This window comes from Ureibacillus thermosphaericus (assembly GCF_012396605.1).
Classification (GTDB): domain Bacteria; phylum Bacillota; class Bacilli; order Bacillales_A; family Planococcaceae; genus Ureibacillus; species Ureibacillus thermosphaericus.
In genome coordinates, this window is the sequence record NZ_JAAXPW010000002.1 from 113,896 (window position 1) to 139,782 (window position 25,887).

Below are 25,887 nucleotides of genomic sequence, written 5' to 3' on the forward strand. Positions count from 1 at the left end.
TCCTTACCAACTGCGGAATCTAGCTGGTGGGTTGTACAATCCTCCTGACCATTGCACGAGTTCATCAATATTTTTAGCGGCAAGCAATGAACGTTTGGCATCAGAACGGCGAATTCCTAAGTCTTCAGGCATTGCAATAAGCCCTTTCTCTCGCAATTTTTCAGTTGATTTCGGATTATGCTCCATACCAATCGGTGTTACCCCTGCAATCGCCGCAATCATTTCTCGTCTTTCAGCCATACTATCTGATTTGTAAAGGTAAGCAATTCCTTCCTCCGTCACAATATGTGTTACGTCTTCTCCATAAATCATCACTGGCGCCACTCGTAGCTTTGCCTGATCTTTCACATGAATAGCATCAAGAGATTCAACAAATACTGGCTTGTTTGCTTCTTGGAATGTTTCAGCCACTTGCACGACTAACTTTTTGCCTCTTGCCAGCGGATCATCAGAAGTTTTGAGATTATACCAAGCATCTGTTGCGTGTCTTCGTCCACCAGGGTTATGCCCCATATTCGGTGCTCCACCATAGCCGGCCACTCGCCCTCTCGTTACAGTGGATGAATTTCCTAAAGCATCCATTTGCAAAGTGGAGCCAATAAATAAATCCACTGCATATTGGCCAGCTAGTTGGGCTAAAGTTCGGTTTGAGCGAAGACTGCCATCTTTTCCTGTGAAGAAAATGTCTCTTCTTGCTTCAATATACTTTTCCATCCCTAACTCGCCGCCGAAACAATAGACGCTCTCTACCCATCCAGACTCAATTGCTGGAATCAGTGTTGGGTGGGGATTCAAAACCCAGTTCGTACAGATCTTCCCTTTTAACCCTAATGATTCACCGTACGTTGGCAACAGCAATTCCACAGCGGCTGTATTAAAGCCGATACCATGGTTTAACGATTTAACCCCATGCTTTTCGTAAATGCCGCGAATAATCATCATTGCTTGTAAAATTTGAATATCGGTGATGTGTCTCGGGTCTCTCGTAAATAACGGTTCCAGTTCATAAGGTTCATCTGCCACAACCACAAAATCCACCCATGAACTTGGAATATCAACACGAGGCAACTCATCGACAATTTCATTTACTTGCACAATGACAATGCCGTCACGGAACGCAGTAGCTTCTACTAATGTGGGCGTTTCTTCTGTATTTGGGCCAGTATAAAGATTTCCGTATCGATCTGCCTTATCTGCTGCAACAAGAGCCACTTGCGGAATTAAGTCTACAAACAATCGCCCATAAAGCTCGATATACGTATGCAAGTCGCCTAATTCAATTTTTCCATCTTCTATCATTTGAGCGATGCGAAGGCTTTGTGGACCCGCATAGGAAAAATCTATTTTTCTAGCAATTCCATATTCAAATAAATCTAAATGTTCTGGTCTTGAAATGCTGGAAATAATCATGTGCAAATCGTGAACTTTTTTCGGATCTACTTGCACTAAAGATTTCGATAAAAACGAAGCTTGTTTTTGGTTATTTCCTTCCAGTACAACTCGATCGCCAGGTTTTATTAACCGCTCCAATACTTCCACAATACGCTTGGTCGGAATAATCACTCCGTCAACCAGACCTTGGACGCTTTCGATGGTTTTCTTTTTCGCTTCGACTCTTGTAGTCCAAGATTTCCTTTCCATTTCCACCTTTGAAATCACCATTATGAACACCCCTTTATTGATTTGACATGACGTATAAACAATCGTCTATTCCATTCATTGTGACAGACATCGTTTGAACGAGAGGAAATGCTTGTTGGGCTAACTTCGATAAAACATTTCCTGGTGGCATTTCAATCATACATTTTGCTCCCATCTCATATAGCAAGTTGACAGCATCATGCCATCGAACCGGATAACAAATGCTTTTTGCTAAGTCTTCTTTTACCGCATCAGCCGTCGTTAATAATCTTGAATTGATATTGCTAGAAATCGGAATTTTCGGATTTTTTAGCTCACAATTATCCAGTTCCTTTTTTAGCTCTTCACTTACCTGTTGAAACAACGGACAGTGTGAAGGAGTCGATACATTTAGCAGATGTGCTGATGTGGCACCATTGGCTTTCACATATTCGATGACTCGTTCTAAACCCTTGATAGAACCAGACAGGGTGATTTGGGTTGGCGCATTTCGGTTAGAGACATATACCGGTTCTTTTTCATCGAATAGCTCGTTAACGATTTCGGATAGTTTATATTCATCTAATCCTAATACAACAGCCATTCCGTATCCCAAATCATAGGCTTTTTCCATGAGTTCGCCTCGTTTTGTGACTAACTTTAATGCTGTTTCAAATGAAATAACACCTGAAGCTACAGCAGCTCCAAATGCGCCAACAGAATGGCCCGCAACAAAATCAGGGATTAACCCATTTTTTTCAAACACTTTCAATGCACTGACAGAAGCAATTAATAAACATTGTTGCACCGCCTTAGTTGATGAGAGAGCTTCTTTTGTATGCAATGAATCAATTGAAATATTTAATATTTCTTCGCTTTCTTTTAAGATTTCTTTTACGGCTGGATCTTCAGGTAAATCATAGAGCATTCCTTCGTATTGAGAACCTTGCCCTGGAAAGAGAAAAGCACTTTTCAATATAAGCCTCCTCTCTAGAATAAAATTTTACTAACATTGGTAATTACATCTTCCGTATGTTTGCGAAGCAGTGAAATAAATTCTTCTACTCTATTTTCTTTCAAAAATTCATACATTTTTTGATGCTCATTTTTCGAGTTTTCTACTGCTTCCGTTAATGAAAAGTGAATGCTTTGAATTCGAATAAGAGGAAGGCTGATTTTACTATACACTTCTTCTAATACGGAACTTTCGCTAAATTTGATGAGCGTATAGTGATATGCGTAGTTAAGATATACGTATTGCAGTCGGTTGCAACAGTCATCCATTTCATCCAAAATAAGCTTCAATTCTTTTAATAAATCTTGTTTTTTATGTGGATCTCGAATTTTTTTCGCTGATAATAGCTCGATATTATTTCGAATATCTAATAAATCTTGTATTTCAGATAGTGTATACCCTTTGACAAAAGCACCTTTTCTTGGAATTCTTTCAATTAATCCTTCTGTTGTGAGCAAATAAATCGCTTCTCTAACTGGAGAGCGGCTGATGTTAAACAATTCGGCATAAGTGCTTTCAACAATTTTATCCCCCGGTTTTAGTTCCCCTTTTAATATTTGCTCGATGATTTTTTCTGCAACCATTCTTGATAATGCGTTATCTGATGGATAATTAATAAAAAATTCCATGTTCATCACTTCTCTATTCTATATTCTATATTCTGTATTTTTTCTCTTTTTAGAATATACAGTCGACTGTGTACATAAATCATAATATAGGAAATGCATATTTTCAATCGAAAATTCAATTTTTTTCTATTTATTTCAATTTTGTTCTTGATTTATTTCATTCTGTGAAATATGATATCTTACAAATATACAGTCGACTGAATATTCTTTCAATTTGTGAAAAGGGGTGTTAAATGTTGGTCATCTACGGGGTTGCAATTTTAGCTGGGTGTTTTTTGGTTGGTTCAATTGTCGGTGAATTCATTGGGGCTTTGATGGGAGTAGATTCAAATGTTGGTGGCGTAGGAATTGCCATGCTGCTTTTAATCATTATTGTTGATAAGTTGATAAAAGCAGGGAAAATTTCTAAACCTTCTTTAGATGGTTTAAGTTTTTGGAATCAGATGTATATTCCTGTTGTCATTGCTATGGCAGCCAGTCAAAACGTATTGGGAGCGTTAACAGGCGGTCCATTAGCCATTCTTGCTGGAATCGGCGTTGTTGTAATTAGTTGGGCATGTGTTCCCCTGCTCAGCGGAAAAAAACATTCTGAATCAACATTTCATGAAGCCATCGTGAGGGGGGAAACGGATGCTTGATTTAATCAAAAATGTTTTCGTAAATAATGGATTGATTACTGCATTTGTTGTAGTCGGATTAACGATGTGGTTAGCTTATTTCATATCTGATAAATTCACAAAAGGTAGGATTCATGGCTCTGCTATTGCCATTGTGATTGGTTTAGTATTAGCTTACTTTGGTGGAGTAGCAACTGGTGGCACGAAAGGAATAGCAGATGTGAGTTTTTTAGCAGGAATGGGCTTTTTAGGCGGCAGTATGTTAAGAGACTTCGCCATCGTCGCTACTTCTTTTGGTGCAAACTTTGATGAAATTAAAAAAGCCGGTTTTAAAGGTGTCATCTCCCTATTTATCGGCGTCGTGTTGTCCTTTATTGTAGGGGTAATCTTCGCATTTGTATTCGGCTACCGAGATGCGGTGAGCATTACAACCATTGGTGCTGGAACCGTTACGTATATTGTTGGTCCGGTGACAGGTGCCGCATTAAATGCAAGTTCAGAAGTGATTGCCATCAGTATTGCAGCAGGTTTAGTAAAAGCCGTATTAGTGATGGTTGGTACTCCATTTATTGCTAGATTCATAGGCTTAAATAATCCAACGTCTGCCATGGTTTATGGCGGATTAATGGGGACAACTTCCGGCGTAACGGGTGGTTTAGCAGCGACTGATCCAAAATTAGTACCATATGGCGCTGTAACTGCCACATTCTATACAGGTTTAGGCTGTTTGTTGTGTCCTACCATTCTATTCTTAATTACCGATATTTTCTTATAATCTATTTGTAGACAAAAAGTCGATTTGAATCTGTAAGCGGATTCAAATCGACTTTTTCTTATACATTTCTCTTCTGATAAGGCAAACATTCTAAATTTTTTTTGCTACTAAGGAAAGATATTTTTACCAGCCTACCAACTTTCAGAAAACCGATTATATGTTATTTGGATAGAGCGATTTGAATTTGAGCTAAATGATGTTCTGCATGCCAATGGAGTTTTGTAAGTTCTGATGCTACCGTCGTTTTACCGTTGATTTGATGGTTATATGTTCGATATAATTGTTCTTCCGTTAAAGTTTGTCCTAAAGAAACGATCCGCTCGTTGATGCCTTCTATCATTTTCACAGAACTTTCAACTGGAAGATTTGTATCCGGTAACACTGCCCATAAGTTTTCATCAAATACAGATACTTTCGCATTGTCATCTGTTAGCGCTAACTTTAATCGAATATACATGTTCACTTGGGCATCTGCAATATGATGAACCAGCTGGCGAACAGTCCACGCACCTTCACGATATGTTTTATTCAACCCCTCATCATTCAATACGCCTACCGTTTCTCTCAAGCGAACCGGAAATGTTTCGATGTCCTTTAACCATTTCTGAACTTGTTCCAAAGTCACTTTTTCGGGAACTTTCAATTCTCCAATCGGGTAACGTACATCCATTTTCTACACGCTCCTTATTAGGTTATTAAAAAAGGGTTACGTGTTGGAGAACGTAACCCTTTTTATATTACATTATTTTACTTCTGCTCCTTCAAAAAGCATAGTACCTTTTTCTTTTAAGTTTGTATGGAAGGAGAAGGCTTTTTCAAGGATGTGTGGTGTTTGTCCACCCACTTTAGCTTTTGCTTCTTCAAAGTATGCACGTAATTGTGGTCTGTACATAGGATGTGCAATTTCGATAATTTTTTCTGCTCTCTTCACTGGTGGAAGTCCGCGAAGATCTGCATATCCTTGTTCAGTAATAATTACGTCTACATCGTGCTCTGTATGGTCAACATGCGATACGAATGGTACGATTGCTGAAATTGCTCCACCTTTTGCTAATGAAGGCGTTACGAAGATAGTAATGCGAGCATTACGTGCAAAGTCACCAGATCCACCAATACCGTTCATGATATTAGTACCGCTTACGTGTGTTGAGTTTACGTTACCGTAAATGTCAACTTCTAAAGCTGTGTTAAATGAAATAACTCCTAATCGGCGAATAACTTCTGGGTTATTTGAAATTTCTTGAGGTCTGAACATGATTTTGCCTTTGTATTTTTCCAAGTCTTCCGCTAATGAATCAACGCGTTTCTTAGAAAGCGAGAACGCAGTACCAGATGCGAATTTAACAATCCCTGCATCAATTAAGTCAAAGATTCCATCTTGTAATACTTCAGAGTGAACTTCTACATCTCTGAATTGAGCATCTTTCATATTTTTAAGAACTGCGTTAGCAACAGAACCTACTCCAGATTGTAGTGGAGCTAAAGAAATTGGTAATCTTCCCTCTTCTACTTCTTTATTTAAGAAGTCGATTAAGTGGTCTGCAATTGCTTGTGTTTCTTCATTTGGTTCAAATAAAGGAGAAGGAATATCAGGTTGTTCAGATAAAATAACACCTTTTACTTTTGCAGGATCAACTTTGATTCCAATTTCACCAATGCGGTCAGAAACGTTGTAAATTGGGATTTCTCGACGTTCACCTTGTTCTTTTTGTACATAAATATCGTGAAGACCTTCATATGCTCTAGGTGCAGTTAAGTTTACTTCGATGATAACGTTTTCAGCTTTCTCAACAAAAATTGGGGAGTTTCCTACAGAACCAGTTGGGATAATTAAGCCATCTTCAGTGATTGCTGCCGCTTCAATAATCGCATAATCAATTTTTCCTAAAGTACCTTTTCTTACTTCTTCAGCCGTATGAGACAAATGTTGATCGATATAGTACATTTCGCCACTATTGATTTTTTTACGCATTACCGCATTTCCTTGATAAGGAACACGTAAATTAATGATTCCTGCTTCAGCCATAGCTTGGTCAGCAGCTGGTCCAAGTGAAGCACCAGTATAAACATTCACTTTAAAGTTTTCCTTTTTGCCACGTTCTGAAAGCGCTCTTGGGAACTCTTTTGGCTCACCGAAAAGTGTGAAACCACTCATACCAAGGTTCATTCCATCTTCAATCCAAGAAGCCGCTTCCTCAGCAGAAACAATTTTGTCTAAGAAAGCTTTGTGTCGAATAACTTGGCTTAAATCCTTTTCCATTAACATGTCACCTCGTATTAATGATAATTTAGTATTAAATATATGAAAAATTTTTAAATAAAGCACAATTTTTCCAATACGAAGCCTAAAAAAAGTGTATATTTTTTCACTTACCTTTAAATTTTATTGTAAATATGAACCATATATTCGTCTAATAAAAGATTTCTATGATTATAATAGAAAAAAACTATCATTATATAGAAATAATTGCTTTTTCAAACTTTTCTTAAAGGATTGATAACTTTATAAAAATAGGTATAATATTGATTAATCGGGGCATTAGCACAGTTGGGAGTGCGCTACGCTGGCAGCGTAGAGGTCACCGGTTCGAGCCCGGTATGCTCCATTTTAAAAGAACCGCTAATCATTCCGCGGTTCTTTTTATTTTATATTAAAAAACAATTTTTTAACTGTTCGATGCAATTTTTTCTTCTTATTGCAAATTAACATATTCCTTTTTATATTTATAGATGATAGAATTATATATTTCCATATTCAATTGTTCTTTATGACAATATTCTCATTCCACATTCCCTCAAACATGCAAAAAAGCCGGTATTGCCGGCTTCCATGCTAGTTTAAAATAGAAAAATTCTTCGTATGCATAAATATTCATATTATTAACCATTAAGATATGGAAGAATCACCCCTAAATGGTTCATTTTCCTTGTAATAAACGCAACTTTTCATTTAATTTTTTATACACTACTTGTAACTCCCTTTCCGTACTTGCTTCCACTGCTTCATCTAATAAAAACCACTTGATATCGCTGTTTTCATCTGGTTTAATATGCAATAATTCGTGTTCATTTGCTTCCAGTAAGAAAGTAGCATTCAGATGCAAATGAGTCGCCACATGTCTACCTTTTTTTTCATGGGCTGCTACACCTAAAATTTCGATTGAAAATATATCTTTCAATACAGGGGTTACTTGTTTTAAACCCGTTTCTTCCTTCGCCTCTTTCATAGCTACTCCTAATAAGTCGGCATCTCCATCAGCATGCCCCCCTACCCATGACCATGATTGATAAATATTATGGTAGACCATTAACACTTTTGTACGGTCTTTATTCACAAGCCAAGCAGATGCAGTAAAATGGGCAAATTCATTGCCACGTGTCAATAAGTTATCAAAAGTATCCATATAACGTAAGATAAGTTCTTGATCCTTTGCCTCTTGTGCGTTATATGGCGTATAGTTTTTTATTTGTTGTCGTAAATCCATGATTGCTACCTCGATTCTTCTTTATTTTCATTAATGGTTTGATTAGTGCAACATGTTAACAAAATAGGCGTCTTTTTCATATCAAGACGCCATGATTTTATCTAGATTTTAATACTCTGTTTTGAAAATAGAATATTGGCCTTTTCCCTTTTCTTTTGCTGTATATAAAGCCACATCCGCTTTTTTATAAAGCAAATACTTATTATCCCCATCGTCAGGATAAAAAGAAATGCCAATACTTGCAGAAACCCCAAGATTATCAATGTCTGTATTTTGTTTAACAAGTTGATTAATTTCCGTAATGATTTTCTGTGCCAATTCTTTCGCTTCTTCGGTCGTTGTTGAATTCAGAACAACAATAAATTCATCTCCACCATAACGATAAGCCTCCCCATTTTTCGGGATGAGGGTGCGAATAATTTGAGCCACCTTTTTTAACAGCACATCTCCTGATTGATGTCCTAACACATCATTAACTTCCTTAAAATGATCTAAATCAATCATGAAAAAGGCTGTTTTCTTCCCTTTTTTTGTTTTGATTGCCGTTATAAATTCATCAAATGCAGAGCGGTTCGCAAGTCCCGTTAAGCGGTCATGGTAAGCTAAATACATTGGTCTTGCAATCACAAAAGATAGCACTAGTACGAAGCTAAAAATAATGATTAATTGAATGACAAACATTTTTTTTATTTGATGCAGATTGGCATTCCATAGTTTTTCATCATAGATGATTTCAATTACTTTGTTTTGAGCAAAGTCTCGATCAAATTCTGATTCATAAAACATGTAACGGAAAGTAGCAGGTGTACCATTCCAATAATAATCTATTTCTGTCGGTTGTTTCGATGATAACGTTCTGTCAAAGGCTTCCTTTTCTTTTTCCGTTAAGCGCCTTTCATTAGTAGATTTGCCAAGCGTTAATCCTCCAATGTTTAAAATATGAATGTCATAAATAAATGGATATAATTCTTTTAATTCTTGGATGTGATTAAAAAAGTTAAACGCCTTGAAAATATTATTTTCATTTAAAGAGTAGCTCAATTCAATCACATACTTTTTATCTGGTGTAGCCATGTAACTAAACTTTTTTAATTCCCCTGTTTGTTGCTCTATATCTAACGCATCATGATAAAACTCTCCAGTCGCTCTTCTTTCATTTAATAGGGTGGTTAGTTTTTTACAACATTTCGTAAAATCTAGACCAATATCTTGTTCAAAACTACTATGAGTAATCACATTTTCTTTGTTGATTATGTATATATGCATCCCTAATGCTTGATTCAAGCCTTGGAAATCCCATTCATCAAAGTTTGGATTTTCATTATACTTCTCTATTAACATCTTCGTATATTCTTTCATTTTTTCAGCGCTGTTATCATCTAGCAGTAGAATCGCCTTTTCATAGGATTTTAAAGACTCTTTGATTGAGTCTTCTATCCGTTTAAAAACAAATTCATTTTCCGTCTCCGTTTGTTTCTTCAACTGAATAAAAGAAACGATTGCTAGAAAAGTGCAACTCATAATCGCTAATATTACGATACTTACAATCAATTTGACCCTTAAATTATATTTCATCTAACCACCTATATTTCATAGTTGAAAAGTATTTTCATGACACAAAGATAGAAGGCAAAATAGTGACACCCCAAAGAATGCCTCATTTTGCCTATCATAACAACTTTTATTAAAGAAATATCCCACCAATTATAAGGCCCATCATCACAACAAAAACAGGATGAATTTTTAATTTTTCAAGAGCTATGTATGCGCCTACGATGAGTATAATCGTATAAATTATTCCCATTGTATCATAAGACGTTATCAAAAAATCAAAGGTCAATTCTGCAAGCAATACAACAACTGCTGGTAAAACGAAACTAGACAATCTTTTGACTTTCGGGGATTGCCGATAGCGATATAAAATGTTAAGTAAAATCAACATGGCAACTAATGAAGGCCCTACTGTTGCAAACAATGCTACAATCGCCCCCAAAACGCCCCCGACCTCATAGCCAATGTATCCTGCCATTTTAATCGCAATCGGTCCAGGCAATGAATTTCCTAACGCCAATACTTCGCTGAACTCTGATGTATTCATCCATCCATACTTATCAACAACTTCATATTCAATTAACGGAATGGAAGCAGGCCCCCCTCCATATCCTAAAATCCCTGGGTAGAAGAAGGCCAGAAATAATTGTATATAAATCATTCTTTTCTCTCCTCTTTTTTGATTGGGAGAAGTAGTGCAATCAGAAGCAATCCTGCGATGATGATGCCTGGATGAAGCTTCAGAATCAGCATTCCAACGATTGAAACGCACAAAATAATGCCTCCGACTTTCCACCCAAGAGACTTATGAGATTTTTTAAGAAAATCCCAAGTGAGTACTCCAAGCATTACGGCTACAATTGGAATAACTCCATTCGACATTCCTTTTACAAAATCAAAATCTTTAAATTGTTTGAGTGTGGCAAGGAAAAGAATCATTAATATAACCGATGGGAGAATAGCAGCGATTAAAGCATTGATTAAACCTAGCCATCCACCTACTCGATAACCAATATATCCAGCCATTTTTGTAATAATGGGGCCAGGTAAAGTATTGCCTATTGCTAACACATCCGCAAATTCTTCATCGGTCATCATTTGAAAGGTATCCACTACTTCTTTTTGAACAAGAGGGATAGTTGATGGCCCTCCACCAAATCCCAACATGCCAGAACGGAAAAAGGCAATAAATATATCTCTCTGCCTTGCCATACTTTATCCCCCTTTATCGTAATGTAGGTAAAATTCTTATAGAATAGTATTTATATTTTTTATATACTTTATATCTTTCTCTCTATATATTTTACAAAAATTTCATATTTTGTGAATCAATTGTTATATTACGAACGAGAGGAATTAGAAAATTTTTTAATACCCAATGGCTATACCATCACCACGAGGATCTGCTCCTCCATACTTCACTCCCTTTTCATCGATATATATCGCTCCTGCGTGTCCCATTAAATCCGAAAATTCTTCTACCACTTCCACCTCATGCCCAAATCGTTTCAACTCCTTTTGCACATTTTTCGGAATACGACTTTCCACTTTTAATGTATTAGTGGTTGCTCCCCAAGTCCTGCCGTATAAAAATCGCGGAGCTTCGATAGCTTCCTGTACATTCATACCGTAATCGATAATGCGTGTTGCAAGGAGCGTTTGCGTTTGTGGCTGACCTTCTCCCCCCATAGTTCCGTAAATCAAGACTGGGCGATTATCCTTCATCAGCATGGCAGAATTGAGCGTATGGAAGGAGCGTTTTCTCGGTTGTAAGGAATTTACGTGTTTGTCATCTAAAGAGAAGAAGCTGCCTCGATTTTGCAATAATACCCCTGTTCCTTTTGGAATAAAGGCGGAACCAAATTCATGATAAATGCTTTGAATGCAGGAAACAGCATTTCCTTTTTCATCCACCACCGCAAACCAAACCGTATCCCCCTTTGGATCCATGGCAGGCAATGCCGTCGCATGGCAACTTTCTTTTATCTTTTCAGCAAAGCCAACTCCCCGCTCTTTACTGAGCAATTCGTTCAGCGGAATATGGTTGTATGTTGGATCAGTTAAATACTTGTCACGGTCTCGGAAGGCATGTTTGATGGCTTCTGCTAATAGGTGATAATACTGTGCAGAGCCTTCTTCAATCTCCGCTAAATTCAATTGATTTAAAATATTCAATATGGATAAAGACGCCAATCCTTGTGTATTTGGAGGAAGATTATAAGCCACAAAGTTACGATAAGGCACTGAAATGGGCTCCACTAAATCGCTCGTATGTTTTTGGAAATCCTCTTTTGTCAAAATGCCTCCGTGTTTCTGCAAGTCTTCCACCATACGTTCCGTCAATTCACTATCATAAAAATAGTCCGCGCCGTTTTGTGCAATGAGTTCCAATGTGTGTGCCAAATCTTCTTGAATGAAGATATCTCCCACTTTGTAAGGCTTGCCATCCTTTAGAAAGATGCGAGAAAACTCTTCAAAACGATTTAATGCACGAAACGTTTGATCTTTTTCATCCAAATTTACTTTCGTCCATGTGTGTTGGCTTGGAGTCACAGGAAATCCTTCCTTTGCATAGGCAATCGCTTGTTCAAGGAGCTTATGCCATGGCATGGTACTTCCCATTTCATCTTGTCCGTATTGATATGCTACATTCCATCCCCGAACTGCACCGGGTACCGTAATAGCCGCAAGTGGACCGCGCGCAGGAATTGTTTCGTATCCTTTGGAGCGATAAAATTCAATGCTTGCCCTTTCGCCGGAACGACCACTTCCATTAATCGCTGTGATTACCCCGTTGTTTGCGTTATAAATGAGCCAAAAGTTATCTCCACCAATGCCATTCATGTGAGGATAAACAACGGCAATGGTTGAAGCCATTGCAATAGCAGCTTCAATTGCATTCCCTCCCTCTTTTAACACAGAAAGGCCTGCCTGTGATGCTAAGTAGTGTGGCGACGTCACCATCCCTTTCATTGCCATTGTCGTTGCTCTATATTGAACCATTCCCCTTCCCCCCTGTATAATCCATCAATCAATCTACATAATCTTCATTTTATTCTGTAAATTGAAAATGTAAAGAGTTTACAGTTTTTATTTTTGATTTCTTCAAAAAGAAGGAGATTTGCCCAAATAGTTTAAACCTTTAGTTAATTTATCGACAAACTGCAAGGATTTTTTGAAATTCATGAGTAATATATTAATAATGTCGAATCGCAATTCTAGTAAAGTTATTTAGTTACTAAGCGGGAGGTGTTAAATTTTGAAAAAAGTCCGTATGTTAATGATTTTGCTTATTTGTATTCTTCCCTTGACAGCATGTATACAAGAAATTCTTTTATTTACTGGGGAAAGCGATTATTGGAGTGTACGTTATGAAGTGAATAAAAGTGAAGTTTGCGGAAAATCAAGTGGAGCTATTAAATATATAGGCAATGAGCCAGTTCCCGAAAGTATAAAGTTCTCCATTGATAATTTAGAAGGAGATGTTTCACTAGAACCTGAAGGAGTATTCAGTTTACCTTTTGGATGTTCTAATGTGAGTAAAGAATCGGAAATTGAAGCTATAATAGAATGGGATGGCAAAACAGAAACCATTGCACTAGAGTTAAATTGATGAATAGATACGGGTTTAATCTCAACTTATCAACAACGAGGGGACTTCTCCTCGTTTTTCTCAATATTAAAGGGTCATTTAATGCCTTATTTACAATAGCAAAAGTAAGCGGCTTTTTCTTCACGAAGGCGAAATGAAGTCGAGATTTTCAAATAATAAACTTTCGTCCAACACCTACTTCCCCTCGTCAGATAATAAAGGAATAGCCACTTAACGGGGATAACGATTTGTCGCTACGAAAAAGTTCCTTCCCTCCAAAAAAGTTTTTATTCCAATAGAAAATCATATTTAGTTGTCTTTCAGATAGAATTCAACACCTTCTGTTTCATGTACCAAATCTTCGACATTCAAGGAAATTCCCCTCCCAAAATAAGACATTTCTCGGGAAATAATGCAACATTTCATCTTTTCTAACGATTAATTATCTTCCGTTTTCTACATTTATATCTACAAAAAGATAGACCAGTCGAAACTAAAATTCGACTGGTCCATGCAATCTATTCCTTCATTCATAACCACACGCAATTAAATATTTTAATAGATTCGCTTCAACTTTCAAAGTAATTATCATAAATTCATAAAAATTTATTTGAATTAACACGTTCTTTAAAACAAGGGGGACGGACGAAAGTAGTTTCGCCGGTTTCTTCATAGGGATGTGCTTCAACTTTCACATTCAAAAGAGATTCAATTGAGTTTCTTACATCATGCACTTTATGCAATTATCGCCAAAACGCAACATATGCAACCTTCAATTTTTAGGGATTCATTTGATAGAACCATCAAGTGTCCACTTTGAATTCGTACAATGTCGTTCACTTTATTACAAGATTATTTTAAAGGTATGTGTGTACGTAACTTTATTTCAACTCTTTAATTGCTTTAGAAACGACTTTCACAACTGTTTCAATATCTTCATCTGAAATATTTAATGGTGGTGCGATTGTTAATACGTTATTATAGCCTGCCACTGTTACGCCGTTCTTATTAATAATGACTCCGTTCTCTTTACTTTTCGCAATGACTTCATTCACTAGTTTTACATCAAGCGGCTCTTTTGTAGCTTGATCTTTCACAAGTTCAATTCCAATCAGCAATCCTTTTCCTCGCACATTGCCAACATACGGTGCATTTTTCAACTCATCTTGGAATGCTTTCAACATTTCAGCACCTTTTACCGCTGAACGTTCGAATAGATTTTCTTCTAGCATAATATCAATATTTTTAATCGCTACTGCACATGCTGCTGGATTTCCGCCGAACGTATTCACATGGCGGAAGAAATCATATTCTCCACTATCTTTAAAGGCTTCATAAATTTCCCGTTTCACCGCAGTTGCTGATAAAGGTAGATAAGCACTCGTAATACCTTTTGCCATCGTAATGATATCTGGTTTAACGCCGTAGTTCATAAAGCCAAATGGTTTTCCAGTGCGGCCGAATCCGCAAATCACTTCATCAACAATCATTAATGCTCCGTGCTTTTTACATACTGCTTCGATTCCTTTTAAATAGTTTTCTGGAGGAATGAGGATGCCGCCCCCTGTAATAATTGGCTCTAAAATCATTGCCGCAATTGTTTCGCTAAACTCCCAAGTCATGACTTTGTCGACTTCTTTTACACTTGGAATTTCAAGTGGGTCTGTATAATGATCTTCATTGTTGCGATAAGAATCAGGCGGTGTTACATGTATGAATCCCGGTGCTAAAGGCTCGTAACGGTATTTTCGTTCTGCTTGGCCAGTTGCTGCCAGTGAGCCCATAGAGTTCCCATGATAGGCACGGTAGCGGGAGACGATTTTCCAGCGGGATGACTCGCCTTTTTGATGGTGATATTGTCTTGCGATTTTAAAGGCTGTTTCATTTGCCTCAGAACCACTATTGGAGAAGAAAATGACATAGTCATCGCCTAACAGCTCATTAATTTTTTCTGCTAACTCAATAGCTGGTGCATGGGAAAAGGATAGTGGCGTGTACGCATTTTTTATCATTTGATCATATGCTGCTTTCGCTAACTCTTCCCGACCATATCCAACATTCACACACCAAAGCCCTGCCATCGCATCGATATACTCTTTTCCGTCCACATCAACAACTCTTGCGCCCGTTGATTTTTCAATTACAAAGGTTGCATTAGGGTTGTATGGTTTCATGGAGTGCCACACATATTTTTCATCTTTTGCCAACAACTCTTTCCCAGCATTTGTACTTAACATTTCATCACGCTCCTATTCATTACTTTCATCATTCCGCTTACAAAAGAAACCCTTTTCAAAAATCAATAGAATGCTAGCTAGAAAGGCACTTGTTGTATGTATATTATGAATGGGAAGTAGGTGTTTTTCATTGAACAAAACGTTAAATAAAATTCAAAATATTGTACAAAACGTAAAAATAACTCCCCTCCGCTCTTGTCGTAAAAGGCTTTTCAAAAAATGTAAAAAGCCGACCAAAAAATGTAAAACTTTTTGGTCAGGCTCAAATCTTATCAATAAATATCTTTTTTAATCTCTCCCACCAATGGTCACACTCGTCGCAATATATCTGCGACGAAAGCAGAGCGAGCCATAAAAGAGACCCATCAAAATGACTTTTCATGCGCTCCCTTTCTTCATCGGCACTAAAAACTTTCTTGCAAGCAGCATAAATTCTAATGCAAGCCTTTTTTCACCATTCATAAAATCTTCCCCTAGTAAACTTTCTATCTTTCGAATGCGGTGATACAACGTTTGCCGTACTATATATAACCTTCTTGCGGTTTCCTGTTTCGAACCATTCGTTTGCAAATACACTTCTAACGTTTCAAGCAATTGGCCATTGTTCTTTTCATCAAACTCAATTAACGGTTGCAAATAATCTTCTACCATTTGCTCTAAATCTACATGTTTTTGCAAATTATAAATCAATCGGAATAAATGCAAATCATCATAAAATTGAGCAGGTGTCCCTACTTTTCTTTTAATATATAACGTATCCAACGCCGTCTGAAAGCTATCATGCATGCAATGTAGATCATTGGTGATTTTTCCTACAGCAAATTGGAAAGAAGATGGATGAATTTTCGCTAACACTTCAGAATTTCCCAGTTTGCTCAGGGCTTCTTTCATTCGATCTTTCATTGAAACTTCTCTTTTATTTAACAAGATAAAAATAATATACTTTTTCTTTTCTATAATTAATGTTAAAAATCCGTACTGTTCGAAAATAGACCGCCCTAACAATTTGTAGTAAGTAATATCAAGTTTCTGCTGTGAGAAAGATTCATTAAATTGGGTGATAAATACCGCTCCGCCTTGTAAAGAAAGGCTTGGCCATTGCGAAAATAGGTAGTGATGAATTTCATCCTTTGAATGCTTCCCTTCAATCCATCCCTCTATCCAGTGAGCGTCTTCCATTCCCTTTTTCTCTTCCACATATAATTTTCGAATAAAAAGTTGGCCAAGGGCAGTCGCTGTTCTGTCCAAAATGAGTGTTTCAAATTCAGTTATAGAAGCTTTCTCTTCTACTAACATCACTTCTGCATATTTATGTTCAAATAGATGGATAGGTTGCACGAGTAGTTTTTGAACATATGATTCTTCTTCTAGCTTTTGTAACAAACAAGCTTTTTGTTTTTTTGAAGTGTTTGGATATAAAATGGGTTCTTGTCCATCGATTTTCAAGACAAGTGGTTTTTCTAAATATTTATAAGTAATTTTTAAGATTTCTTCCGGTTGCTGTGCGTACAATGTTTCTTTATTCAACATTTCGGAATAGCTCTCTAGCTTTGAAACCATCGCATATTGCCTATTAATAATGAGGGAATGCAGTTCTTGAGTAATTTCTATAAAGGCCACTTCTTCTTTAAAAACAATGATAGGAAAGGCATGCTTATCTGCAAGTTGAACCACTTCATAAGGCACTTGTTGAATATATTGCCCATATTCAATACAAAGAGCCGCGCAATTGGATTCAATTAGCCCTTTTACAAAATGTAAAAATTTATCTACATCATTTTGGATGCCCAGTCCAGTTGTTAATACAAGCTCATTGCCTTTTACAAAGTTTTCAACATTGACAATTTCTATAATATGTACCCACTTTATGACATTGTGTAAACCCAATCTTCCTGCAATCACTTCCGCCTTTTGAAAATGTTTGTTGTGCAAAATATCTTGAACTTGCATGGAATAATGATTCAATCGCTATCCCTCCTTATTTATTTATATTGTTAATACATTGTCTGATAGAACAAAACTAACAAATTTTCAGTATAATAGAGAAATAATATAACTTTTTGTAGTTACGATATGTATAATCATACTTGAAAGTATTTAACAAAGTGTCTATATTTTTCTGAATTTTATAAATGTTAAATTTATTATACCTATACACTAATCCCTTTCTAGGTGTATAGGTATTTTTTGTATAAGGGGTGAATGTATGTTTTTTGCAGATTATGTATTTTATGATGGAGAAGTAATCACAGTAGATCGGTTTGATTCAGTCGTTGATTGTGTTTGTGTAAAAGGAAGAAAAATTCTTGCAACAGGTGAATACAATTCTCTCCAACACTTGATAGGTCCAAATACAAAACGGATTCGTTTAAATGGAAGATCTCTTCTTCCAGGGTTTAATGATGCCCATTTACATCTTGTTTTATATGGAGTAAATCAACTAGCCATCAATTGCAAAGAATCTGGAATGGACTCCTTAGAAGCCATTCTTCATGCCTTATCAGAAAAGGCGAAAAGCACTCCCCCCGGAAGATGGATTCGAGCATGGGGATTTAATGAAAGAAAAGTAACAGAACAGCGCTACCCTACACTGGAGGAATTAGATGCCATCTCAACAGAACACCCTATTATCATTACTAGAACATGTGGCCACATTTCCGTTGTCAATAGCAAAGCATTGAAACTTGCAAATATTGATCAACACACACCTAATCCTCAAGGAGGTATCATTGAAAAAGATCAAAACGGCCATTTTACTGGTCGACTTATTGAAGCAGCAAATATGGAAATGAATCAAGTTGCCAGCTATACGGAAGAAGAGTTGTTAAAAGCGATTGAAATTGCCAATCGGGATTTTTTAGCAGCTGGCATAACAAGTGTTGGTGAAGCTGGAGCGTTTAATGCGGATAGTTTTCGAGCACTCCAAATTGCGAGTCAACAAGGCTTGTTGCAATTACGAATATATGCATTATTAGGTTCATTAGTTGATTCAAAAGACTTTCTAAAGAAAATCATAGCCTCTGGAACGCTCACTGGGACAGGCAATGAATGGTTCAAATTAGGACCCGTTAAATTATTTTTGGATGGTAGCAGCACTGGCCCAACCATTGCAACGCGTGAAGGATATACAAGTGATCCAGCAAATCATGGCATTCTCTATTACTCTGAAGAAGAGATTTATAACATTTTAGGACATGCTCATAAACTGGGGTATCAAATTACCGTACATGCTCAAGGAGATAAGGCAATTGAAATGTATTTGAATGTTGTTGAGCGAGCATTGAAAGAACACCCGCGAAAAGATCATCGCCATCGTATTGAACATGCTGGCATTTCGACTCCAGATTTGCAAAAGCGAATAAAGGAACTAGGCTTGATTCCTGTTCCAAATCCGCCATTCCATTATGAGTTTGGTGAATCGTATATCCACAATTACGGAGAGCGAGTTCGTTACATGTACCCCGCTCGAGATTTCATTGATCAAGGCATTCTGGCAGCAGCTGGTTCAGACTCCCCTGTTACAGACTACAATCCTTTAATTGGAATTCATACAGCAGTGAATCGTAAAACGAGCGAAGGGACGCCGATTGGAGAAAATCAATCCATCAACGTTTTAGAAGCAATCAGAATGTATACTTACAACGGTGCTTATGCCTCCTTTGAAGAGCACATAAAAGGTAGCATCGAACCAGGAAAACTTGCTGATCTCGTTGTGCTAAATGATAGCATTTTGAATATTCATCCTCATCACATTAAAGATTTACAAGTGGATTTAACAATGATTGATGGAAACATTCTTTATCAGAGAAAGGATTCAAAGGAGGTAGGATTCTATGAAGTACATTAAATTGTTGCTGATTATTCCTTTTATTGGGATGATTGTCTGTCTCCCAATGGTGAATCGCATTGAACCTTATGTATTTGGCTTGCCTTTTTTATTATTTTGGATTGTGTTTTGGATGATTCTTTCATCAGTCATCATGGCCATTATTTATCGATTTGATCCAGATAATAAGGAAGGTGAAGCTGAATGAATACTTCATTAATCATTATTTTTGCCTTTGCCCTATTCGCTTTGTATTTAGGGATTCGTTCATCTCGCGGGAAAGATATTAATTTAGATGAATTTGCTGTCGGTAATAAAGGTTTCGGAACGCTATTTGTGTTCTTGTTAATTGCTGGGGAAGTTTATACAACATTTACGTTCTTAGGAGGTAGTGGTTGGGCATATTCTAATGGTGCAGCAGCCTTTTATGTCCCTGCTTATATTTGCTTGGCGTACGTGTTATCCTATTGGCTCATTCCAAAAGTTTGGCGATATTCAAAAGATCATCACATTATTTCTCAGCCAAGCTATTTTGCATCCTTTTATAAAAGTACAGCTTTAGGGATTATCGTTGCGATTCTCGGAACAGCCGCTCTCGTTCCTTATATTATGATTCAATTAAAAGGTTTAGGGATTATTGTATCAGAGGCATCTTATGGCGCAATCTCCCCTGCTATCGCAAGTACAATTGGAGCGGTTATTGTAACAACGTACGTCATTATTTCAGGTATGCACGGTTCTGCTTGGACAGCCGTTGTGAAAGATATAATGATTCTAGCCGTGATTATCTTCTTAGGGCTATATATTCCTTATCATTACTTCGGTGGAATCCGACCATTGTTTGAAGCTGTACAAGCTACACAGCCAGAAAAATTAACACTTGCAGATTCCGGTTTTAGTATTTCTTGGTTTATTTCAACTGTGTTATTAAACGCACTCGGCTTTTATTTGCTTCCAAACTCGTTCTCTGTCGCGTTAACGGCTAACAGTGAAAAAGCATTACGGAAGAATGCGATTACATTGCCACTCTATACATTATTATTATTGTTCGCCTTTTTCATCGGCTTTGCGGCAATCGTGCAAATACCTGGATTGCAAGGTTCTGAAGGAGATTTGTCGTTATTGCGTTTATCCATTCAAACTTTTGACCCTTGGGTAATTGGAGTCGTTGGTGCAGCTGGATTATTAACAGCGTTAGTTCCTGCTTCCGTTATGTTAAATTCCGCTTCCATTGGTCTTACAACAGGAATTTACCGTGTCATTAATCCAAATGCTAGCGAACGAAAGCAATTGCTCCTATCCAAAATACTTATCGTTGTTATCGTCATCATCGCCCTTTACTTCGCTGTAAATGGTAGTGATGCTCTAGCGATGTTAAACATTTTATCGTATGCGATTATTACGCAATTAGCACCTGGACTGTTGTTTAGCTTCTCAAAGAAACCATTGTTGAATAAGTACGGGGTTATTGCAGGGATCTTAGCTGCGGTTGCAGTGATTTTCTACATGAGTTTAACAGGAGCTAAGATTGCAACCTTCTTCCCTAACGTTCCAACATTTATTAACGACATTAGTACAGGCATGCTTGCTCTAATCCTGAACTTCATTGTTGCCATTTGCGTGAGTTTGCTAACGAAAAGTTTGGTGAAGGAAAAAGAGGAAGAAGCGGTATTGCAACAAAGCCCTGCACAACTAGAGGAAACATCTATCACAAAATAATTTGATTGGAGGAATGGAATATGAAAGTTTGTAATGCAAATCGACTTCGTGAAACGATTGAAGCTTTTGCAGAGATTGGGAAAACGAAAAATAATGGTGTAACGCGCCTATCCCTCTCTAAAGAAGATATTGAAGCACGAAAATATTTTATTAAATGCTGTGAAGAGTTAGGAATGTCCATAAAAATTGATGACATGGCCAATATTTATGCCACACTGCCAGGTAAAAAGGATCTTCCTCCTATCCTTATGGGTTCGCATCTAGATTCTGTTGAAAAAGGCGGTCGTTTCGATGGAGTTTTAGGAGTGGTGACACCGTTAGAAGTCGTTCGCACTTTGAAAGATTTAAACATAGAACTAGAATTTCCAATTACACTTGTGAACTTCACGAATGAAGAGGGCGCCCGCTTTGACCCAGCGATGATGAGTTCTGGCGTACTGACAGGGAAATTTGATAAAGAAAAAATGCTGAAATCCACAGATAAAAACGGCATTACTTTTGGAGAAGCTCTCGAAAATAGCGGATTTAAAGGTGATGAGCAAAACCGTTTGAAAGAAGGAACAGCCTTTATCGAACTTCATATTGAACAAGGTCCTGTCCTTGAGTCCGAACAGAAAGAAATTGGAGTGGTTGAAGGCGTCGTTGGAATGGTGTGCTACGAAATTACAGTGAAAGGTGAATCCAACCATGCCGGTACTTTCCCAATGAAACATCGAAAGGATGCCCTCTTCTTAGCGGCTGATTTAATTACGCATTTAAAACAAGAACTCGGAAAACTTGATGAAGAACTCGTGTATACAATGGGGCGAGTCAATGTGCATCCAAACATTCATACAGTGGTGCCAAATCTAGTGAAATTTACGCTAGAATCTCGCCATAAAGATCCGAACGTCATTAAACAAGTGGAAACAATCATTCACTCACTCCCTACCGAGTCGAATGGATGTACCGTTAGCTTTGAGAAGCTTTGGGGCCGTGATACAGTTCCATTTGATGAAACGATTGTAAATACAATTGAATCCGTAAGCAAATCATTAGGATATTCTACTAGAAGAATGTACAGCGGGGCTGGCCACGATGCGCAGTTTATTGCAAGCATTGTTCCAACAGCGATGATTTTTGTACCGAGTGTAGGTGGACGCAGCCACTGTGAAGAAGAGTTAACTTACTACGAAGATTGTTATAAAGGTGCCAACGTATTGTTGCAAACTTTACTTTCCCTTCACGATCACTATTTATCAAAATATTCATCAGCTTCGAAAAATCAATAAAAATACCATTAGCATTCTCCATTGGGGAATGCTATTTTTCTATCAGTCTTCCAGTAATTTCATTTCATAATTGGAGATGAGTTATGAGAAAAGCTGCGGTTTTAACATTATTCTTTATATTTTTTATCGCTTCTTCTGTTCATGCTTTAAATTGGGCATACCCTTTTGTTGTTTGGGATGGAAAAATTTACGAAGTAATGCTTGAGGAAAAAGTGGAGGAATGGGATATTTGAAAAGTTATAGGAAAAGTAAAAGTTGAAGCGGATGATATGACAGGTGAATATTATGGAGATGCTTCAAACTTTTTTAAAAAGGGAACGAAATATTTTGAAATAAAAGGCATTCCCACTTCAACAGCCATTGCAGTAGAACATGACGGACATTGGGTAAAGGCCGTTTATATGGAGAAAGCCCCTTTTCATCCCATGAACATTTTGACGAATAAGCTGTTTATCGCATTGATTGTCATTGGGATGATTGGGGCTGGTGTCTATTATATGAAAAAGAGAAAATGAAGAGAGCAAAGGGTTTCTGATTTGCTCTTTTTCTTTTTAAAGCATCGTCTAAGTAGCTGAGAATTGCCAAATCCAGCAACTTTACCGCCAATGAAAAATTCCATAAAGAAAACAATCAATCAAGAATTGGCCATCTAGAAAAACCCCAACTTTCTAGATGGCTCTCTTTCTACTGTCTTTTGTTAGCTGCAAATTTATTAAACCGGCGGAATTTTAGTAGCATGTAATACCGAATATTTTCGTTCTTATTTCTTCGCGATTTTTAGCAACGGCGGCACCACCACTGCTGTAGCTACTGCTGCCAGCGTGGCTTCGGCAATGCCATTGGTGAAAAACACCGTTAACACGGCAGCTATAACGCCAAGCACGCTATCCACTTTCATTGCTTGCGCATAAGCGTCATGGAACACTAAAGCAATAGACCCCATAATCAAAAACGTATGTAAAACCGTAGTCAATAGTCCCGTTAAAAATAAAGACACTTTCAGATTGGATTTCATCTTTGCCAAAACTTTTTGAAGGAACTTATAAAGAAAATATGGAAGAATACCGACTATCACCCTTGGCACAATGGCAATAAATAGCGCCCATAAACTGCCTTGGCTTGTCCCTAACACAGGGATAGCTGGTGAAAAAGCGAAAGATAATAAGGTTGGTGCAATTGTATTCGTAATAACACTTGAAATTCCAAAGGCAAGTCCGAGAAAAGCCCCAATTCTTGGTCCTAAAATAATAGAAGCAATAATGATTGGAATATGAATAATTGTAGCTTTAATCACACCTAAATGAATAAATCCAATGGGTGTAAGCGCAAATAATAAAATGATTGCTAAAAATACGGTTGTTAGCGTAAAATCTCTTATTTTCATAACTAATCCCCTTTTTATAACGATCTAGTATGAAACGGTTACTCTAAGATTTTCCCATGAATGCTCGAAATTGTCATTCATAAAATATTTCACTATTGTATTCATTTTTTATGAATCTGCATTGAACAATGGATTTTCTACCTATCTTCTCTATATTAAGATAATTTATCGATATTAATGGACGCGGCATTCTTTAAAACTAGGCCGCATTGTTCTCTGCAATGAAAACCTACATCATCTCATAAAAAAAGCCGCCTAGAAAGGAAATACCCTCTCTAGACAGCCTCATAAGGGGGATTTTTATATTTTTACTTAGGAAAGCAAAGAACCTATTACCCCAAATGAAGAATTATTTTGTATTGTCATTGCTAGGGAATGCAAATGTAACTTTTGATTCTGTATCCACATCAAGCCATTTTTCAGAAATTGTTTTTCTCTTCGTGTAGAAGTTCGCTTGATCTGGACCGAACATTACACCTGTACCGAAATTTGAACGTTTCCAACCAGCGAAGTTGTGATATCCTACTGGAATTGGGATTGGCACGTTGACACCAACCATTCCTACTTCGATTTCGTCTTGGAACTTGCGAGCAGCTGCACCATTGTTCGTAAAGATTGTTACACCATTACCAAGTTCATGGGAATTAATGATATCAATTGCTTCTTGTAAAGAATCTGCTCTCACCACAATTCGTACAGGGCCGAATACCTCATATTTAAAGATTTCCATATCTGGCGTCACTTCATCTAGTAAAGTTGGACCTAAATAGAAACCATTTAAAGTTTTCAAGATTTCAGGATTTCTGCCATCTGTTACAAGTTTTGCTCCTTCTTTTAGGCTTCGCTCAAGATAGCCAAGAATCGTTTCTTTTGATTCTTTCGAAATAACCGGACCGAAGTCTACATTATCGTCTGTATATGGACCTACTTTTAATTTCTCGATTTTTTCTTTTAAGATGGCAACGAGTTTATCTGCCGTTTCTTTCCCTACCGGAATTACTCCTGATAATGCCATACAACGCTGGGAAGCTGCACCATAAGCCGCTCCAATAAATGCATTTGCCGCCTTTTCTAAATCCGCATCTGGCATGACAATCATAAAGTTTTTACCGCCACCAAGCGCCGCTACCCGCTTATTATATTTCGTTCCAGTGTGATAAATATACTCTGCAATTGGTGTTGAACCTACAAAGTGAATCGCTTGTACTGTATCGTTTTCTAGCAATTCATTTACCGCCTCTTTATCTCCATTAATAACCGTCCATACACCATCTGGTAATCCTGCTTCTTTCCAAAGGTTTGAAATATATAGCGCAGAAATCGGCACTTTTTCTGATGGTTTTAAAATAACGGCATTTCCTACGGCAACCGCCATACTTGTTTGAGCAAGCGGCACCATAACTGGGAAGTTAAACGGTGAAATAGCTGCCACAACTCCAAGAGGATCTTTGCGGGAGAATGCATTAATATCGCCACCTACATTTACGGAATACTCCCCTTTTACCATGTGTGGAGCATTAATCGCTAAATCTACTGATTCTAAACCGCGCTGAATTTCTCCACGAGCGTCTTCTTTCGTCTTACCGCTTTCCTCACAAATAATTTCGATTAATTCTTCTTGGTTTTCTGCAATCAGTTGGCGGAATCTTTGCACAATCTCAGATCTTTTTCCGCCAGACATCGCCTTCCATTTTGGAAAAGCATTTTTCGCCACTTCAATCGCATGTCGAACTTCTTCTCGAGTCGCAAGTGGTACGCGTGCAATAACTTCTCCTGTGCACGGATTGTACACATTCGAAAAACGACCACTTGTTCCAGGCACTAACGAACCATTTATAAAATGTTGTAACTCACGAATTTTTTGTTCAACTGCCATATTATACACCCCTTGTATTGTTTAATTTAAATATTCTCTTCCTCCAAATATGTCCAGCTGTTGTCCTGTTACCCATAACTGTAATGGAAACGGAATGAAAATGTAATGGACAGATAGTAAACAACAAAATGAATTTATTTAACAGAATGTATAAGTTCATTGATTGATATAGTCATGACTCCACTCTTGCGTAAGACCATAGATGTAGAGAAAAATACACCTGCCGCTCATTAAAAGCTTATTATGTTCCTACTATAATCATTCTTGTGTTAATAATCATCCATCCATTA

At 37.4% G+C, this 25,887-nt stretch carries 23 protein-coding genes and 1 tRNA gene; 10 read left to right on the forward strand and 14 right to left on the reverse strand.

Going from position 1 to position 25,887, the window contains the following annotated elements; all coding sequences use genetic code 11:
• Nucleotides 1-3: 3 nt before the first annotated feature.
• The 3 genes from mdcA to HF990_RS01895 are packed head-to-tail and all read right to left on the reverse strand — an operon-like array spanning nucleotide 4 to nucleotide 3,264.
• On the reverse strand, nucleotides 4-1,662 hold the full coding sequence (mdcA, locus tag HF990_RS01885; protein WP_016838817.1) for a malonate decarboxylase subunit alpha: 1,659 nt from the start codon (nucleotides 1,660-1,662) through the stop codon (nucleotides 4-6).
• 13 nt (nucleotides 1,663-1,675) lie between these two features.
• Nucleotides 1,676-2,596: a malonate decarboxylase subunit epsilon gene (gene mdcH, locus HF990_RS01890; protein WP_016838816.1), complete on the reverse strand. Its 921-nt coding sequence runs from the start codon at nucleotides 2,594-2,596 to the stop codon at nucleotides 1,676-1,678.
• A gap of 14 nt (nucleotides 2,597-2,610) precedes the next feature.
• Nucleotides 2,611-3,264: a GntR family transcriptional regulator gene (locus HF990_RS01895; RefSeq protein WP_168411869.1), complete on the reverse strand. Its 654-nt coding sequence runs from the start codon at nucleotides 3,262-3,264 to the stop codon at nucleotides 2,611-2,613.
• A gap of 236 nt (nucleotides 3,265-3,500) precedes the next feature.
• Between HF990_RS01895 and madL the strand changes: the two genes are divergently transcribed.
• Complete coding sequence (gene madL, locus HF990_RS01900) at nucleotides 3,501-3,902, forward strand: malonate transporter subunit MadL (RefSeq protein ID WP_096552413.1); 402 nt, start codon at nucleotides 3,501-3,503, stop codon at nucleotides 3,900-3,902.
• On the forward strand, nucleotides 3,895-4,656 hold the full coding sequence (madM, locus tag HF990_RS01905; RefSeq protein WP_016838813.1) for a malonate transporter subunit MadM: 762 nt from the start codon (nucleotides 3,895-3,897) through the stop codon (nucleotides 4,654-4,656). Before madL ends, madM begins: the two co-directional genes overlap by 8 nt.
• 160 nt (nucleotides 4,657-4,816) lie before the next feature.
• Here madM and HF990_RS01910 read toward each other — a convergent pair whose 3' ends face one another.
• Both HF990_RS01910 and HF990_RS01915 read right to left on the reverse strand, forming a co-directional pair.
• Complete coding sequence (locus tag HF990_RS01910) at nucleotides 4,817-5,326, reverse strand: YfiT family bacillithiol transferase (RefSeq protein WP_016838812.1); 510 nt, start codon at nucleotides 5,324-5,326, stop codon at nucleotides 4,817-4,819.
• Between the two features lie 72 nt (nucleotides 5,327-5,398).
• Nucleotides 5,399-6,916, reverse strand: coding sequence for a succinate CoA transferase (locus HF990_RS01915; RefSeq protein ID WP_168411871.1), 1,518 nt, complete (start codon nucleotides 6,914-6,916; stop codon nucleotides 5,399-5,401).
• Between the two features lie 273 nt (nucleotides 6,917-7,189).
• Here HF990_RS01915 and HF990_RS01920 point away from each other — a divergent pair.
• Nucleotides 7,190-7,262, forward strand: a tRNA-Ala gene (locus tag HF990_RS01920).
• A gap of 312 nt (nucleotides 7,263-7,574) precedes the next feature.
• On the opposite strand, the gene HF990_RS01925 is transcribed toward HF990_RS01920, so the two are convergent.
• The 5 genes from HF990_RS01925 to ggt form a co-directional block, all read right to left on the reverse strand.
• On the reverse strand, nucleotides 7,575-8,141 hold the full coding sequence (locus HF990_RS01925; RefSeq protein ID WP_168411873.1) for an NUDIX hydrolase: 567 nt from the start codon (nucleotides 8,139-8,141) through the stop codon (nucleotides 7,575-7,577).
• A gap of 108 nt (nucleotides 8,142-8,249) precedes the next feature.
• Nucleotides 8,250-9,716, reverse strand: coding sequence for a GGDEF domain-containing protein (locus HF990_RS01930; RefSeq protein WP_168411875.1), 1,467 nt, complete (start codon nucleotides 9,714-9,716; stop codon nucleotides 8,250-8,252).
• Nucleotides 9,717-9,825: 109 nt separating this feature from the next.
• The gene (locus tag HF990_RS01935; RefSeq protein WP_168411876.1) at nucleotides 9,826-10,353 is read right to left on the reverse strand and encodes a chromate transporter; all 528 of its coding nucleotides are present in this window, start codon (nucleotides 10,351-10,353) and stop codon (nucleotides 9,826-9,828) included.
• The gene (locus HF990_RS01940; protein ID WP_168411877.1) at nucleotides 10,350-10,904 is read right to left on the reverse strand and encodes a chromate transporter; all 555 of its coding nucleotides are present in this window, start codon (nucleotides 10,902-10,904) and stop codon (nucleotides 10,350-10,352) included. The genes HF990_RS01935 and HF990_RS01940 overlap by 4 nt, the downstream gene beginning before the upstream one ends.
• 156 nt (nucleotides 10,905-11,060) lie before the next feature.
• Nucleotides 11,061-12,695 (reverse strand): gamma-glutamyltransferase, encoded by a 1,635-nt coding sequence (ggt, locus tag HF990_RS01945; RefSeq protein WP_168411878.1) that lies wholly within the window; start codon nucleotides 12,693-12,695, stop codon nucleotides 11,061-11,063.
• 256 nt (nucleotides 12,696-12,951) lie between these two features.
• Here ggt and HF990_RS01950 point away from each other — a divergent pair, with 256 nt between their 5' ends.
• A complete protein-coding gene (locus tag HF990_RS01950) occupies nucleotides 12,952-13,305 on the forward strand; it encodes a hypothetical protein (protein ID WP_168411879.1) in 354 nt (117 codons plus the stop codon).
• A gap of 860 nt (nucleotides 13,306-14,165) precedes the next feature.
• Here the strand turns inward: HF990_RS01950 and HF990_RS01955 are convergent.
• Together HF990_RS01955 and HF990_RS01960 are read right to left on the reverse strand one after the other, a co-directional pair.
• The gene (locus HF990_RS01955; RefSeq protein WP_168411880.1) at nucleotides 14,166-15,521 is read right to left on the reverse strand and encodes an aspartate aminotransferase family protein; all 1,356 of its coding nucleotides are present in this window, start codon (nucleotides 15,519-15,521) and stop codon (nucleotides 14,166-14,168) included.
• 378 nt (nucleotides 15,522-15,899) lie between these two features.
• The gene (locus HF990_RS01960; RefSeq protein WP_168411881.1) at nucleotides 15,900-17,486 is read right to left on the reverse strand and encodes a PucR family transcriptional regulator; all 1,587 of its coding nucleotides are present in this window, start codon (nucleotides 17,484-17,486) and stop codon (nucleotides 15,900-15,902) included.
• Nucleotides 17,487-17,727: 241 nt separating this feature from the next.
• Here HF990_RS01960 and HF990_RS01965 point away from each other — a divergent pair, with 241 nt between their 5' ends.
• From HF990_RS01965 to HF990_RS15020, 6 genes are all read left to right on the forward strand, one after another.
• On the forward strand, nucleotides 17,728-19,368 hold the full coding sequence (locus tag HF990_RS01965) for an amidohydrolase (protein WP_016838802.1): 1,641 nt from the start codon (nucleotides 17,728-17,730) through the stop codon (nucleotides 19,366-19,368).
• Nucleotides 19,355-19,555, forward strand: coding sequence for a DUF3311 domain-containing protein (locus HF990_RS01970; protein WP_016838801.1), 201 nt, complete (start codon nucleotides 19,355-19,357; stop codon nucleotides 19,553-19,555). The genes HF990_RS01965 and HF990_RS01970 overlap by 14 nt, the downstream gene beginning before the upstream one ends.
• Nucleotides 19,552-21,066 carry a sodium:solute symporter family protein gene (locus HF990_RS01975; RefSeq protein WP_016838800.1) on the forward strand — a complete coding sequence of 505 codons (1,515 nt, stop codon included), beginning with the start codon at nucleotides 19,552-19,554 and terminating at the stop codon, nucleotides 21,064-21,066. Before HF990_RS01970 ends, HF990_RS01975 begins: the two co-directional genes overlap by 4 nt.
• 20 nt (nucleotides 21,067-21,086) lie before the next feature.
• Nucleotides 21,087-22,337 (forward strand): Zn-dependent hydrolase, encoded by a 1,251-nt coding sequence (locus tag HF990_RS01980; RefSeq protein WP_016838799.1) that lies wholly within the window; start codon nucleotides 21,087-21,089, stop codon nucleotides 22,335-22,337.
• Between the two features lie 83 nt (nucleotides 22,338-22,420).
• On the forward strand, nucleotides 22,421-22,570 hold the full coding sequence (locus tag HF990_RS15015; RefSeq protein ID WP_247595795.1) for a hypothetical protein: 150 nt from the start codon (nucleotides 22,421-22,423) through the stop codon (nucleotides 22,568-22,570).
• Between the two features lie 36 nt (nucleotides 22,571-22,606).
• Complete coding sequence (locus HF990_RS15020) at nucleotides 22,607-22,852, forward strand: hypothetical protein (RefSeq protein ID WP_247595796.1); 246 nt, start codon at nucleotides 22,607-22,609, stop codon at nucleotides 22,850-22,852.
• Between the two features lie 245 nt (nucleotides 22,853-23,097).
• Here the strand turns inward: HF990_RS15020 and HF990_RS01990 are convergent, their stop codons facing one another.
• On the reverse strand, nucleotides 23,098-23,721 hold the full coding sequence (locus HF990_RS01990; RefSeq protein ID WP_016838797.1) for an ECF transporter S component: 624 nt from the start codon (nucleotides 23,719-23,721) through the stop codon (nucleotides 23,098-23,100).
• Between the two features lie 349 nt (nucleotides 23,722-24,070).
• Complete coding sequence (locus HF990_RS01995) at nucleotides 24,071-25,597, reverse strand: CoA-acylating methylmalonate-semialdehyde dehydrogenase (protein WP_016838796.1); 1,527 nt, start codon at nucleotides 25,595-25,597, stop codon at nucleotides 24,071-24,073.
• Nucleotides 25,598-25,887 lie beyond the last annotated feature (290 nt).

What these genes read in the sequence shown, in the direction of transcription:
- HF990_RS01975 (WP_016838800.1), top strand. Translation starts at nt 19,552, where the DNA reads ATGAATACTTCATTAATCATTATTTTTGCCTTTGCCCTATTCGCTTTG.
- HF990_RS01965 (WP_016838802.1), top strand. Translation starts at nt 17,728, where the DNA reads ATGTTTTTTGCAGATTATGTATTTTATGATGGAGAAGTAATCACAGTA.
- HF990_RS01925 (WP_168411873.1), bottom strand. Translation starts at nt 8,141, where the DNA reads ATGGATTTACGACAACAAATAAAAAACTATACGCCATATAACGCACAA.
- mdcA (WP_016838817.1), bottom strand. Translation starts at nt 1,662, where the DNA reads ATGGTGATTTCAAAGGTGGAAATGGAAAGGAAATCTTGGACTACAAGA.
- HF990_RS01990 (WP_016838797.1), bottom strand. Translation starts at nt 23,721, where the DNA reads ATGAAAATAAGAGATTTTACGCTAACAACCGTATTTTTAGCAATCATT.
- HF990_RS15020 (WP_247595796.1), top strand. Translation starts at nt 22,607, where the DNA reads ATGACAGGTGAATATTATGGAGATGCTTCAAACTTTTTTAAAAAGGGA.
- HF990_RS15015 (WP_247595795.1), top strand. Translation starts at nt 22,421, where the DNA reads ATGAGAAAAGCTGCGGTTTTAACATTATTCTTTATATTTTTTATCGCT.
- HF990_RS01910 (WP_016838812.1), bottom strand. Translation starts at nt 5,326, where the DNA reads ATGGATGTACGTTACCCGATTGGAGAATTGAAAGTTCCCGAAAAAGTG.
- HF990_RS01940 (WP_168411877.1), bottom strand. Translation starts at nt 10,904, where the DNA reads ATGGCAAGGCAGAGAGATATATTTATTGCCTTTTTCCGTTCTGGCATG.
- HF990_RS01930 (WP_168411875.1), bottom strand. Translation starts at nt 9,716, where the DNA reads ATGAAATATAATTTAAGGGTCAAATTGATTGTAAGTATCGTAATATTA.
- HF990_RS01980 (WP_016838799.1), top strand. Translation starts at nt 21,087, where the DNA reads ATGAAAGTTTGTAATGCAAATCGACTTCGTGAAACGATTGAAGCTTTT.
- HF990_RS01995 (WP_016838796.1), bottom strand. Translation starts at nt 25,597, where the DNA reads ATGGCAGTTGAACAAAAAATTCGTGAGTTACAACATTTTATAAATGGT.
- HF990_RS01895 (WP_168411869.1), bottom strand. Translation starts at nt 3,264, where the DNA reads ATGGAATTTTTTATTAATTATCCATCAGATAACGCATTATCAAGAATG.
- HF990_RS01970 (WP_016838801.1), top strand. Translation starts at nt 19,355, where the DNA reads ATGAAGTACATTAAATTGTTGCTGATTATTCCTTTTATTGGGATGATT.
- madM (WP_016838813.1), top strand. Translation starts at nt 3,895, where the DNA reads ATGCTTGATTTAATCAAAAATGTTTTCGTAAATAATGGATTGATTACT.
- HF990_RS01935 (WP_168411876.1), bottom strand. Translation starts at nt 10,353, where the DNA reads ATGATTTATATACAATTATTTCTGGCCTTCTTCTACCCAGGGATTTTA.
- HF990_RS01915 (WP_168411871.1), bottom strand. Translation starts at nt 6,916, where the DNA reads ATGGAAAAGGATTTAAGCCAAGTTATTCGACACAAAGCTTTCTTAGAC.
- ggt (WP_168411878.1), bottom strand. Translation starts at nt 12,695, where the DNA reads ATGGTTCAATATAGAGCAACGACAATGGCAATGAAAGGGATGGTGACG.
- HF990_RS01955 (WP_168411880.1), bottom strand. Translation starts at nt 15,521, where the DNA reads ATGTTAAGTACAAATGCTGGGAAAGAGTTGTTGGCAAAAGATGAAAAA.